Annotated in this window: 11 protein-coding genes; 6 read left to right on the forward strand and 5 right to left on the reverse strand. The window is 60.5% G+C overall.

Annotation, left to right across the window (positions count from 1 at the left end; all coding sequences use genetic code 11):
- Nucleotides 1-87: 87 nt before the first annotated feature.
- A complete protein-coding gene (gene ypfJ / locus VFB05_RS14620; protein ID WP_325013438.1) occupies nucleotides 88-1032 on the reverse strand; it encodes a KPN_02809 family neutral zinc metallopeptidase in 945 nt (314 codons plus the stop codon).
- Between the two features lie 378 nt (nucleotides 1033-1410).
- Here ypfJ and VFB05_RS14625 point away from each other — a divergent pair, with 378 nt between their 5' ends.
- Nucleotides 1411-2544, forward strand: a complete 1134-nt coding sequence (locus VFB05_RS14625; protein WP_325013439.1) for a site-specific DNA-methyltransferase — start codon at nucleotides 1411-1413, stop codon at nucleotides 2542-2544.
- A gap of 271 nt (nucleotides 2545-2815) precedes the next feature.
- Here VFB05_RS14625 and VFB05_RS14630 read toward each other — a convergent pair whose 3' ends face one another.
- The 4 genes from VFB05_RS14630 to VFB05_RS14645 all read right to left on the reverse strand — a co-directional run bounded on the left by VFB05_RS14630 (nucleotide 2816) and on the right by VFB05_RS14645 (nucleotide 7304).
- Entirely contained in the window at nucleotides 2816-3034 is a 219-nt protein-coding gene (locus VFB05_RS14630) for a hypothetical protein (protein WP_325013441.1), read from the reverse strand.
- Between the two features lie 260 nt (nucleotides 3035-3294).
- The gene (locus tag VFB05_RS14635) at nucleotides 3295-3720 is read right to left on the reverse strand and encodes a DUF4399 domain-containing protein (RefSeq protein WP_325013442.1); all 426 of its coding nucleotides are present in this window, start codon (nucleotides 3718-3720) and stop codon (nucleotides 3295-3297) included.
- Between the two features lie 21 nt (nucleotides 3721-3741).
- Nucleotides 3742-5262, reverse strand: coding sequence for an SUMF1/EgtB/PvdO family nonheme iron enzyme (locus tag VFB05_RS14640; protein WP_414643202.1), 1521 nt, complete (start codon nucleotides 5260-5262; stop codon nucleotides 3742-3744).
- A gap of 395 nt (nucleotides 5263-5657) precedes the next feature.
- Nucleotides 5658-7304 carry a glycosyltransferase family 39 protein gene (locus VFB05_RS14645; RefSeq protein ID WP_325013443.1) on the reverse strand — a complete coding sequence of 549 codons (1647 nt, stop codon included), beginning with the start codon at nucleotides 7302-7304 and terminating at the stop codon, nucleotides 5658-5660.
- 556 nt (nucleotides 7305-7860) lie between these two features.
- On the opposite strand from VFB05_RS14645, the gene VFB05_RS14650 reads away from it, so the two are divergent.
- The 5 genes from VFB05_RS14650 (at nucleotide 7861) to VFB05_RS14670 (ending at nucleotide 12122) form a co-directional block, all read left to right on the forward strand.
- Nucleotides 7861-8190, forward strand: a complete 330-nt coding sequence (locus tag VFB05_RS14650; protein ID WP_325013444.1) for a ribbon-helix-helix domain-containing protein — start codon at nucleotides 7861-7863, stop codon at nucleotides 8188-8190.
- Nucleotides 8191-8273: 83 nt separating this feature from the next.
- Nucleotides 8274-8669, forward strand: a complete 396-nt coding sequence (locus VFB05_RS14655) for a VOC family protein (protein WP_325013445.1) — start codon at nucleotides 8274-8276, stop codon at nucleotides 8667-8669.
- Nucleotides 8670-8714: 45 nt separating this feature from the next.
- The gene (locus VFB05_RS14660) at nucleotides 8715-9269 is read left to right on the forward strand and encodes a gluconate 2-dehydrogenase subunit 3 family protein (protein WP_325013446.1); all 555 of its coding nucleotides are present in this window, start codon (nucleotides 8715-8717) and stop codon (nucleotides 9267-9269) included.
- A gap of 38 nt (nucleotides 9270-9307) precedes the next feature.
- Nucleotides 9308-10876 (forward strand): GMC family oxidoreductase, encoded by a 1569-nt coding sequence (locus tag VFB05_RS14665; RefSeq protein WP_325013447.1) that lies wholly within the window; start codon nucleotides 9308-9310, stop codon nucleotides 10874-10876.
- A 118-nt stretch (nucleotides 10877-10994) separates the two neighbouring features.
- Nucleotides 10995-12122 carry an asparaginase gene (locus VFB05_RS14670; protein WP_325013448.1) on the forward strand — a complete coding sequence of 376 codons (1128 nt, stop codon included), beginning with the start codon at nucleotides 10995-10997 and terminating at the stop codon, nucleotides 12120-12122.
- The last annotated feature ends 186 nt before the right edge of the window (nucleotides 12123-12308 follow it).

The raw sequence follows: 12308 nt of genomic DNA on the forward strand, positions 1-12308 counted from the left end.
GCTTGACCCGGCCATCCACGACTTATCGCCCGAGCGAGTAAAGCAAGACGTGGATGCCCGGCACAAGGCCGGGCATGACGGCTAAACTCACAGGCTGGCAGCACTAAACGTGTCGCACGCCTTCAATGTTCCCTGCTGATAGCCGGTCATGAACCAACGCTTGCGCTGTTCCGCCGAGCCATGGGTGAAGGAGTCCGGCACCACGCGCCCCGTCGCCTGACGCTGCAAAGTATCGTCGCCGATGGCGGATGCGGTCCGCAAGGCGCCATCGATATCGCCCGGCTCGATGAAGCCCGGCCGCTTTTTCTCTTCGCGATTGACCCAGATGCCGGAGAGGCAGTCGGCCTGCAATTCCACCTTCACCTGAAGGCGGTTGGCCTCAGGGGTCCTGCCGCCAGCCGCCTGCTGCTGCGCCGTCACGCGCGGCAGGATGCCGAGCAAATTCTGGATGTGATGGCCGGCTTCATGCGCGATGATGTAGGCCGCGGTGAACTTGCACGCCGAGCCCTGGCAGCCATGGAATCTGGTTTCGACCTCGCGGAAGAAGCCGGTATCGAGAAAGATCGTCTTGTCCGGCGGACAGTAGAACGGCCCCATCGCCGACTGCGCCATGCCACAGCGGCCGCCATTGGTCGCGTTGCGAAACAGCACGATCTTCGGACCGGTATAGCTTTGGCCCGCGGCCTGGAAAATCTCGCTCCAGCGATCGTCGATCTCGCCGAGAATGCCCGATATCATGCTGCCCATTTCGTCGGTCGGCGCGCCCCGCTTGACGGTCGTGGAGCGGCGATCGGTCTGATAGGTCGGCGCCTGGCCGTTGCCGCCGGTCAGGATCTCCGCGCCGCCGATCAGAAGGCGCGGATCGATGCCAAGCGCATATCCGACGATGCCGAGCACGATGATGGTGCCGATGCCGAGACCACCGCCGCCGCCGATCGGCAATTGAAAGCCGCCGCCCCCGCCGAACCCGCCACCGCTATCGTCGCGACGGTCCTCGATGTCGTCGCTGCGGCGAAAATCATCGTAACGCATGGTCTGATTTCCTTGTTGCGTTCAGCTGGCGCGATCTCGCGCTCGAGCCAGGACGGCAGAATTTTCTTCGTCTCGACTAATAACCCGCCCGGCAAAAATTGCCTAGTGGAGGTCGCTTTGCATCAGCCACGCATTTTGTCGCGAACTGATGCGGCAAAGTGCGAATTCCTAATTCCCTTTTAAATTCCATTGCGTCGCCGATCCCGTCTTTCTGCGTCCGCAAGAAATCAGCCGATTGCCGCAAGCAAAATGATTGGACGAGGGCGTGAAAGAATTGCCCGGTTAAGTCGATTTTTACTTTGCCCCGTCAAAGTGCCCCCAGTCGGTTGTTTGGTCCCGCGTCGCCGACAGCGTCGCCTGAGTCAGAGTATTTGAGTCATGGTTGAGTCGCGTCGCGGGGCGTCTGCAAGGGCGCCCCGCACTAAATTTGAGTCCCAGCCAGACAGCCGCATCATCATTGGCGATTGCGTCGCCGAGATGTCGAAGCTCCAGGCAGGCTCTGTGGATCTCGTGTTCGCGGATCCGCCTTACAATCTCCAGCTCAAGGGCGATCTCAAGCGCCCCGACGAATCCCACGTCGATGCCGTCAACGACGACTGGGACAAGTTCTCCTCCTTTGCCGCCTATGACGACTTCACCCGCGCCTGGCTGCTCGCCTGCCGCCGCCTGATGAAGCCGTCGGCGACACTCTGGGTGATCGGCTCCTATCACAACATTTTCCGCGTCGGCGCGATCATGCAGGACCTCGGCTTCTGGGTCCTCAACGACATCGTCTGGCGCAAGTCCAATCCGATGCCGAATTTCCGCGGCCGCCGCTTCACCAACGCGCACGAGACCATGATCTGGGCCGCGCGCGACGAGAAGGCCAAGGGTTACACCTTCAATTACGAAGCGCTGAAGGCCGCCAACGAGGACGTGCAGGCGCGCTCCGACTGGTTGATCCCGCTTTGCACCGGCGAAGAGCGGCTGAAGGACAAGGAAGGCAAGAAGGTGCATCCGACCCAGAAGCCCGAAGGTCTTTTGGCGCGCGTGCTGCTCTCGTCCTCGAAACCAGGCGATCTCGTCATCGACCCGTTCAACGGCACCGGCACGACGGGCGCGGTCGCCAAGCGTCTCGGCCGCCGCTACATCGGCTTCGAGCGCGACAAGACCTATGCCGCGGCTGCCGAAGCGCGCATCGCCGCCGTCGAGCCGCTGCCCGAGGCAACGCTGGCGCCGTTCCTCACCGCGCGCGACGCGCCACGCGTGGCTTTCTCCGAACTGATCGAGCGCGGCATGATCTCGCCTGGAACGAAACTGGTCGACGCCAAGAAGCGTCACGGCGCGCTGGTCCGCGCCGACGGCGCCATCATGCTGGGCGACAAGGTCGGCTCGATCCATCGCATGGGCGCGGTGGCGCAAGGCGCGGAGGCCTGCAATGGCTGGACCTTCTGGCATGTCGAGACCAAGCAGGGCCTCAAGCTGATCGACGAACTGCGCGCCGAAATCCGCGCAGGCATGGCGGCGGGCTAGGTTTCACTTCATCTCACTTGTCAAACAGCCCTCGTCATTGCGAGGAGCGTTAGCGACGAAGCAATCCAGAACCTTTTTCAAGGACCACTGGATTGCTTCGCTATCGCTCGCAATGACGCACACACCCTCGCCTTCTCGCGGCATCATTTGCCCGAGCTTTGCCAAGACATCGTCCCTCGATAAATCAGAGGGCGCAGGGAATGCCGGGCGCTCGATGCACCCGCAGCCTCGTGCGCAAAAGTAAAAAGCACACGAGTTAGTCACCACAGGTTCACCGGTTCACGCCGGCATTCCCTGCGCGATTGGTTTTAACGGCTTCCTTCGTGCTCTCCCTGGTGAGCCGGGCTTTTTTGCCACCATCGCCAGCGCGATGCGTCAGCATCGTCGCCAACTTGATATCAGCGTCGGGATATCGGGACCACACGACTTCGCCGTCCGCGGGTGGCGCCGCTCGTCTGGCGACGCCATCCACGTCCATCGCATCCTGCACCAAACGTTCGTGACGATCGCGAAGCGCCCCTCTTGAATAAGCGCAGGACGCGCGAAGAAGGACCACTGATTTGCCCGACGGCACAAGCGAATATTTTCGCAATTTAAGCTGGACGACCAGAACAGCTTGAACGGATTTTCGAATTTGCGTTTTTGGCGCAGCCGCTGAGATCGAGACCGCAGCGGATCGGCGGCCTGATGCGCTGGATTTGCTTCTGCTCTCGGCAGCTCGGCAGGCGCGACATTTGCCGACGCACGATCCTACTTGATCGTCACGGTTATTTTGTCTGAAACGAGCGGCGGGTTGAACGGATAGTGTTTCGCGTCCCCCAGCACGAGTTGAAGGGTGTGTTTGCCGGGCTGAAGCTCGAGCCGGGTTTCGGTTTGACCCGCACCGAAATGAAGATGGTTCTTGTCCTGCGGGATTGGCTCGTTCGCATTGAGCGGTTCATTCACATCAACCAGCAAATGATGATGACCGCTGTTCTGAAAATCGTCGCCCGCGTGGGTGACGCCCATACCGCGCAGACCGAATCGGCACCAGAACCCTCCCTTGATCGTGGCGCCGGTCTGCGGCCAGATGAAATACAAAAGCCCATCCTTTGCGGCAGGCTTTCCTTGAGTCCAGGCCGTGGATGGCATGGACATCAACGCCGCGGCCAGCACCGTAAGCCGGACGATCTTCATGGACGTGCTCCTCTGAAAACCTCAGGGAGAGAGGGCAACCCGGAAACCGTGTGTCGGGTAACGAACGTTGGTGTCGTAACTGTCGCGATTTGCCGGCCGCACATAACGGGCGTCATTCTTCCAGGAGCCGGACCGAATGACGTGCGATCCGCAGTCGCTCTCGAGCCACGGTGAACCGTTTGACGGCGCGCCTTGATAATTCTTGTGCCAGCAATCCTCAACCCACTGGTCGACGCCGCCGCCCATGTCATACAGCCCAAACGGGTTCGGTTTGAAACTGCCGATTTTGACCGGTTGTTCGATCGCCCCGAGGTCAGCGCAGTTCTTGCAATTGGCTATGCCGGGCTGAAGCTCGTCGCCCCACCAGTACCTGGTGTGCGTTCCGCCGCGAGCGGCATATTCCCATTCCGCTTCGGTCGGAAGCCGATATGGCTTGCGCGTTGCGCCGGCGAGCCAGGCAGCAAATTGCTTGGCGTCGCTCCAGCTTACGTTTGTGACCGGCGCGTCATCCTTCCCCGCTGCCGCGAACGGACAAGCCTTCTCTGCAGCGCATTGGTTCCATTCGCGAACCGAAACTGGATAGCGACTGATTGCGAACGGCTTGACGGTGACCTGGTGAACCGGCTTTTCCGAGGCGTCGTCATTGCTGCCCATGACGAACGATCCTCCTTGGAGCATGTTCATCTGGGGCTCCCGTATCGTCGAGGTCGGAGGCGCGGGTATCGCGTTCTGCAACGCCGCCTGTTTCTCGGGCGAGGCGGTTGAGGGCGCAGGCTGGGTTTGTGGCCGCGCCTGAGCGGTCGTTACTGCAGGACGCGACGGCTCGGAGGCTTGCGTCGATGGATTCGTAACCGGCGGCGGCAATTGTGCTTTCGACGTCTGCGGCAGGACCAAAATCGACGACGTTTCCTGCGGCTTTCCGTGCGGCAGCCAATACCAGAGTCCGGCGCCTGCAATGCCGAGCCAGACGATGCTCATCGAGAGAATGAGAACTGTCCCTCGACGGTCTCGGGTCCTGAAAGCAGCCGGATCGGGAAGCACCCGGTAAACCCGAACGGGGTCGGTGATGTTCTTGACCTTGCGATCCCCGAGCGACTCGTATCCGCAAACGAGCTTATTCTTGATCTGCTCGTAAATGCCGCCCGAGATATACACTTGGCCAGGATCGGCGATGCTTTCAAGACGCGAGGCGATGTTGACCCCGTCACCGTAGATGTCGTCCTCCTCGATGATCACATCACCTAGATTCACGCCGACCCGATACTCGATCCAAAGATTTCTCGGCTGCGCCGCGTTGCGTCCCGACATATTTTGCTGAATGACGATGGCAGAGCGCACGGCTTCAACTGGGCTGTCGAAAATTGCTATAAAGCCGTCGCCGGTCGTTTTGACGAGCCTGCCATAGTGTTCCGTAATACTGGGTTGGATGAGATCGCGCTCGATCCGCTTGACACGCGCGTGCGTACCCTCTTCATCCAACTCCATGAGGCGGCTGTAGCCTGCAATGTCGCCTGCGACAATCGCTGCAAGGCGGCGCGGCATCATTCCACGCGTCGTCGACTCACCGTTCTTGCCAGTTTTGGCGAAATTAATATTTCTAACTTTCTCGCGCATGCGCGTCACCTCGCGCCGCTCAAATTCCAAATCTACTCCCTGCTCTCACGAGGTCGAACCGGAGTGGTCTCGACCTGCATGAATCCCGTTGAGCGCCCATCAAGCGCGGCGGGTCAATTAATATCAAAAAGGCTTCGGCGCGGCCAGAAAGTTCTGCTGATGGCGGCGTGAAACATCCCGAAGCAAGCTACAACGCGTCAGCGATCCTGACATTTGTACGCCAGGAATTTGCACGCCGGGAACTTGGGCAAATCGTTGTCGGGTCTTGCGCACGTCAATGGAATCAGGTCGACAAAGTTCGATCGCGCCATTCAAGCACGCATCTAGAACGGCAACTCCTGGCGGATGACGCTGAAATTCGCTGCGAGGCCCAACGTTGGCGCAGTTTCTCGCTGCGTTGCCGGCGGGACGATGACCGCCATGAAGGATTGACTTGCGCCAGGTTGCCCCAGCAGCGACGAAGATATCTTGAACCGATGGCTGACGAACCGCGGAGCCAACAGCAGAGTACGCGTGACGGCATTGATGCAAGCATCGTCTTCGTCAAAGCACAATGCTGCCCATCCTTTACCGAGAAGGGCCGCGTCGAGTGTCGGCTCGGTGTTCGGGTTGACCAGAGGCCTCTCGTAAAGCGGATGATCAGGGCTATAGAAGGCGACTGCGAAGGCGAGGTCACCGTCGCCGCCGATCGCCTGAAGTGTTTCGTCGGAATGCAGGTGCCATCGGCGGGTCAATTCCTCCGCTGCCTTACGATAGAAATTGCGTCCCTCATGCAACGGGTAGCTATTTCGATATAGCGCATGGCCGGGAGCCACCACGACGACCGAGAGGGTCGCTATGGCGAAAGCGGTGACGGCCAGTCTGACCGTATGAACGTGCTCAATCGGATAGCTCGCACCGCAAACCACCAGGATTACGAATAAGAACAGGCCCTGCAACGCCCAAATCGGCTGCAAGTCGCTTTTCAGGACTAGCGCGGCAATGGGTGGAAAAACGATGGTGCCGATGCTGACGAGGAACAGCAGCCATAGGCCCTCATCCAGCGCCAGGAAATCCTGTCGAAACGTTCTGAGCCGACTTCCCGCAATCAAGACCCATGCGGCCGCTGGTAGCGCAAGGACCATCGTGGCCCCCGGGGCGAAAAGAAGCGCGTCGGCGAGCGAGCGACCAAATGGTTTTCCCGCATGCGTCGCAAGCGCGTAGCTAAAGGGTTTTGCCCCTGTTGTTGCCAGCCAATGCAAATGTGGTCCAAGCACCGCAAGACCTGTGATCATCGAGACCCAGGGAGCTGCCGAGCTGAAATACGCGCGCCGTTCTTGATGAAGGATTGCGGCAAACACGAAACCGGCGATCAAGAACACCGAATAGTATTTGCCCAGCATTGCCAGAGCCGCGGCTGCGCCGGCCGCGACGGCCCATCCCAGCCGGCGTGTTTCGAACGAGCGGAGAAAGCAATAAGTGGCAAGTGGCCAGGTCGCCAGCAGAACCGAGTTCGCGTTGAAGCGTTGGGCATGAAACTGATAGATCGGCGTCAGCATGAGAAGGAGCAGCACGATCAGTCTCTTGTCGCCCTGCACGAAACGGCGAGCGATCAAATCGACGATCCATAGGGCAATCGCAGAGTTGGTCAGGGCCATCAGCTGGAACGACCAGTTCGCGAGCGGAAAGACCGATGTCCAGGCCCTCGCGATCCACGACATCAATGGCGGATGTTTGGCGGAGCCCCATTCGATGCTGCGTCCGAGCGTCCAGGTTTCCAGGACATCAGGATGAAGATCGCCGCCGATATAGGCTATCGACAGGAATGCCTGCCAGCCGGCGACGAATCCGCAGAGTAGAAGCGGAATAACCCATCCCGCATCAACCTCGGCAATTGTCCTCAGAAAAGACCGCTGCTGATCTGGAAACGAGAAAATGGTCTCGGCGACGTCAGCGTGCACGAGAGACTGAGACAATTTCTTGTTCTCCACTTCCGTTGTGCAGCCGAGGCAAGACGTGTTTTCAGCACTGTTGACGTACGCTAGAGGTGCCCCGTGTCTGAAATCGAAAGTATCGATGGAGAAATCGCGATTATTTGCAGTCAAACGAGATTATTTGCGGTCAAAAATGCTTCGCCTCGCGGCGGCACTGTGATTGCGGCACGCAGAACTTCCAGCGTTGCCGTCGGGCTGCGGCGTGGATCGTACCTACGACAACACCGGCGCAAGAGTCTCGATTTTTCCGCAGCTTCCACCGCGGCCACTAGCTGCGGGTCGCTGAACGAACGTTGCATCAGGAGCGCCCGCGGTCGTGTTTGTCATGAGGGCGTCCTTTCGTCTTCCTAATGCGCCGCTCAGGCGAGCGGCCATGCGGACCAACACTTCTTCGCGCTCGATCGCGTGCTGACGCGGCTCTTTGAAGAAACCCGGCGCTGTCGTCGGCTGTATCAGCGCAACGACAGTGTCGCAGGTTCATATGCGCCTTGCGCTACCGGGGAAAAGTCCGCAAACTTGTCGCACAAAAAGCCAGCCAGAGCGGGAGGAAGGCATGTGCCATCTATTTGCCAGCCAAAATCCGGAGAGCTACGTCTATGAGACGCGTTCGATCCGGCTCAATGGGCAAAGCACCAGTATCAGGCTCGAAAAGATGTTCTGGAAGATCCTCGAGCAGATTGCGGCGCTCGAAGGAATATCCGTTCCCTGTTTCATTTCCACCTTGCACCGCGAAGTTCTCTTGATGTGGGGGCCGGTTCCAAACTTCACTTCGCACTTGCGGTGCATTTGCCTGGTGGCGCTTGAGAAGCGGGCGACGGAGCTTCCGGCGGCAAGCATCGCTGCAGCCGGCGGCGGCGAATATCAGCGCCACGTAGTAGGCTGATAACACCAAAGTCGTTTTGATCGTCTTAGGCTTCGTCGATAGCGCCATCATGGGCGGCGCGGCGACGGAATCTGGTCCAAATCATGGCCAAGGCGATTCACACGATGATCCGCGTGCTGGACGAGGCGCGGTCGGTCTCGTTTTACGACAAGGCTTTTGGCCTGAAGGTTGCCGAGCGGATCGACTTTCCCGCTTTCACCCTCCTTTACCTCTCCAACGCGGACACGCCATTCGAAATCGAACTGACGGTCAACAAGGACCGCACCACGCCCTATGACCTCGGCGACGGCTACGGCCACGTGGCGTTTTCGGTCGACGATCTCGATCGCGAGCACGCGCGGTTTTCCGCCGCCGGCCTGTCGCCGCGCAAGATCGTCGAATTCGAGCGCGATGGCCGTCCCTTGGCGCGATTTTTCTTCGTCGAGGACCCGGACGGCTACAAGATCGAGATTTTGCAGCGGCGCGGCCGCTATCTGTGACGCACGGCAACAGTGCGAACGACGAATATAACGGGAGGAGATGAGATGAGTGGTGATCACGGGCGCCATGCGCACCGACAAGAGGCCGTCAACCGCCGCACCTTCCTGCGCCGGTCGTCGGAAATCAGCTTTGCGGCCGCCGTCACCATCACGACTGGCGGCGCGCTTCTCAACGCGTCCGAGGCATGGGCGCTCGACGTCAAGGGACTGCAACCGCAGACCATGAAGACGCTGATCCTGGTCGCGCGCGACATCTATCCGCACGACAAGGTCGCCGACCGGTTCTACGCCATCGCGATGAAATCCTACGACGAGAAGGCGGCCGGCGATCCGGCGACGAAGGCCGCGCTTGAGTCGTTCGTCGCAGGCCTCGACGCCGCCGCCGGCAAGGGCGGCTATTCCGGTCTCGGTTGGGAGGCAGAGCGTGTCGCCTTGCTTCGCGCCGTGAGCCATTCGCCGATGTTCGAGACCATCCGCTCCGGCCTCATCGCCTCGCTCTACAACCAGCCGGAGGTATGGCCGATCTTCGGCTATGAGGGCGAATCCTACTCGAAGGGTGGCTACATCAAGCGTGGCTTTGACGACATCGACTGGATCTAGGCGAGCGCTGCTGCAGGAAAAGCTGGAGGACATTCGACATGGCCGCAAAATTCAACCAGAACGACGACAGCGTCGTCGTCATCATCGGCTCCGGTGCAGGCGGCGGAACGCTGGGCAACGAGCTTGCGCAAAAAGGCATCAACGTCGTCGTGCTCGAGGCCGGCGAACGGCATGAATACGAGGATTTCGTCAACGACGAGTGGGCGAGCTTCACGCAACTGGCGTGGAAAGACCCGCGCACGACCTCGGGAAGCTGGCGGGTCTCGAAAGACTTCCCGACGCTGCCGGCGTGGATCGTCAAGGCGGTCGGCGGTTCGACCACCCATTGGGCGGGCGCATCGCTCCGCTTCCAGGAACACGAGTTCAGGACGGCGACCGTCTATGGACGGATTGCGGGCGCCAACCTGCTCGACTGGCCCGTCACGCTCGCCGAGCTCGAACCTTTCTACGCACGCGCCGAAGAGAAGATGGGCGTGACGCGAACCGGCGGACGGCCCGGCCTGCCCGGCAACAACAATTTCAAGATCATGAAAGCCGGCGCCGACAAGCTCGGCTACAAGGAGTGCCATACCGGGAACATGGCGATCAACTCCGTCGAGCGCGACAATCGCAATTCATGCCAGCAGACCGGGTTCTGCTTCCAGGGCTGCAAATGGGGCGCCAAATGGTCGACGCTCTACACTGAAATCCCGAAAGGCGAAGCCACCGGAAAGATGGAGGTCCGTCCGCAGTCCCATGTCGCACACATCGAGCACGACGCGAGCGGCAAGGTGACTGGCGTCGTCTATTTCGACAAGGACGGCAAGGAGCAGCGTCAAAAGGCCCGCGTCGTCGCCGTCGCCGGCAATTCGATCGAGAGCCCGCGGCTGCTGTTGAATTCCGCCTCGTCCAAATTCCCCGACGGACTTGCCAACTCTTCCGGCCAGGTCGGCCGCAATTACATGCGGCACATGACGGGATCGGTCTATGCCGTCTTCGACAAGCCCGTGCACATGTATCGCGGCACCACGATGGCCGGCATCGTCCGCGATGAAGGCCGGCTCGATCCGAGCCGCGGCTTCGTCGGCGGCTACGAGATGGAGACGTTGTCGCTCGGGCTGCCCTTCATGGCGGCGTTCCTCGACCCCGGTGCCTGGGGCCGCGAGTTCACCAGCGCGATCGATCTCTACAGCAACATGGCGGGCATGTGGCTCGTGGGCGAAGACCTGGCGCAGGAGACCAATCGCATCACCCTGAGCAGCACCAAGGATCAATACGGCCTGCCCGTCGCGGATGTTCATTTCGACGATCACCCGAATGACCTGGCGATGCGCAGCCACGGTTACAAACAGGGCGCGGCACTTTACGACGCGGTCGGCGCGACGCGAACCTTCCCGACCCCGCCCTATCCGTCGACACATAATCTCGGCACCAACCGCATGAGTGCTAATCCGCGCGACGGAGTGGTGAACAAGTGGGGCCAGACCCACGACATCAAGAACCTGTTCGTGTCCGACGGAAGCCAGTTCACCTCCGGCGGCGCAGAAAATCCGACGCTGACGATCGTCACGCTGGCGATCCGGCAGGCCGAATACATCGCCGATCAGATGAAGACGAAAGCGATCTAGATCCTGTCCGCGCGCGCCGTGACCTTGCCGGCGCGCGGATATCGGGTATCTACCTGGGCCGCTTCGCGCATCCCTTGCCTCGCGCCTTGATGGGCCCAAGAAAAGGGAGGTCAATTCGATGACGAAAGACATCCAGGGACGAGCGAGCCGGACATCGATACTCTCCATTGCAGCGACGACGCTTGCACTCTCGCTCATGCTCAATGTGGCGGCACAGGCCGCAGAGGCGGGCAAGGACGCCGCGCCGGCCACCAATCTGCCGCGAATTCTCGTGCTCGCGACGGGCGGGACAATCGCAGGTCAGGCAGATCCCCGTGCGAGCGGCGCGTACAAATCCGGCCAGATCACCGGCGAACAACTGGTCCAGTCTGTGCCGGGCCTGGACAAGATGGCGAAACTGAGCGCCGAGCAGATTTCGTCGATCGGCTCGCAGGATATGAACGACAAGGTCTGGTTTGCGCTGGCTCATCGTATTCAGCAGGCCTTCGACAACAACGAGGCCGATGGCGTTGTCGTGACCCACGGCACGGACACGCTGGAGGAGACCACGTTTTTTCTGGACAACGTCCTTAAAGGCGAGAAGCCGGTTGTCATCGTGGGCTCGATGCGCCCCGCCACGGCGGTCAGCGCAGATGGCCCCGGCAATCTGTACGAAGCAGTCCAGGTCGCAGCCGACCCTCGTTCTCGCGGACGCGGGGTCATGGCCGTGCTGAACGACAAGATCGAGGGCGCGCGTTCGGTCACCAAGACCAACACGACGAGTCTTGAGACCTTCACCTCGCCCAACGCCGGACCGATCGGCTATGTCGACACGGCCGGCGGTATTCGTTTCATGACACAGGCCGCCGGGCTGAAGCGCGCGACGTACGAGCTGCCGGCGAACGGTGAGCTGCCTCGTGTCGAAATCGTATACTCGCACGCCAACATGGACGCCGTTCCGATCGACGACGCGATATCGCACGGCGCAAAGGGTATCGTGCTGGCCGGCGTCGGCGATGGAAACACGTCGAAGCTAGCCCTCGACGCGCTCGAAGCGGCCGCGAAAAAGGGTATCGTCGTCGTTCGTTCCACCCGGGTTCGATCCGGTTTCGTGACTCGCAATGTCGAGGTCGACGACGACAAGAACGGATTTGTCGTTTCCGAGGACTTGAATCCCCAGAAGGCACGCGTTCTGACTCAATTGCTGATCGCAAACGGCGTGACATCTCCCGCCAAGCTACAGCAGGCCTTTACCGCCACCTGGTAGTAGGCCGAAGGGCACTGCTCAAAGCCGGCGGTCTGCGCGCTCGGCCAGTCGCGCGGACCAGCCGTCCGGTGCGCCAAATCGTGCGCATCGTCCACCTGGCGTCATGCAGTTTCCGGCGGCCCGGCAAAAACTCGTCGCTTGCTCTTTGCCACAGAATTTGTCCACTCTTCGCCTCACCCCGCGCGA

It is taken from the genome of Bradyrhizobium sp., from assembly GCF_035652035.1.
In the GTDB taxonomy this organism is placed as follows: domain Bacteria; phylum Pseudomonadota; class Alphaproteobacteria; order Rhizobiales; family Xanthobacteraceae; genus Bradyrhizobium.

Bases quoted from the DNA above. Each gene is read 5' to 3' on its own strand.
- ypfJ (WP_325013438.1), bottom strand. From the start codon at position 1,032: ATGCGTTACGATGATTTTCGCCGCAGCGACGACATCGAGGACCGTCGC.
- VFB05_RS14625 (WP_325013439.1), top strand. From the start codon at position 1,411: ATGGTTGAGTCGCGTCGCGGGGCGTCTGCAAGGGCGCCCCGCACTAAA.
- VFB05_RS14635 (WP_325013442.1), bottom strand. From the start codon at position 3,720: ATGAAGATCGTCCGGCTTACGGTGCTGGCCGCGGCGTTGATGTCCATG.
- VFB05_RS14640 (WP_414643202.1), bottom strand. From the start codon at position 5,262: ATGCCGCGCCGCCTTGCAGCGATTGTCGCAGGCGACATTGCAGGCTAC.
- VFB05_RS14650 (WP_325013444.1), top strand. From the start codon at position 7,861: ATGTGCCATCTATTTGCCAGCCAAAATCCGGAGAGCTACGTCTATGAG.
- VFB05_RS14655 (WP_325013445.1), top strand. From the start codon at position 8,274: ATGGCCAAGGCGATTCACACGATGATCCGCGTGCTGGACGAGGCGCGG.
- VFB05_RS14660 (WP_325013446.1), top strand. From the start codon at position 8,715: ATGAGTGGTGATCACGGGCGCCATGCGCACCGACAAGAGGCCGTCAAC.
- VFB05_RS14665 (WP_325013447.1), top strand. From the start codon at position 9,308: ATGGCCGCAAAATTCAACCAGAACGACGACAGCGTCGTCGTCATCATC.
- VFB05_RS14670 (WP_325013448.1), top strand. From the start codon at position 10,995: ATGACGAAAGACATCCAGGGACGAGCGAGCCGGACATCGATACTCTCC.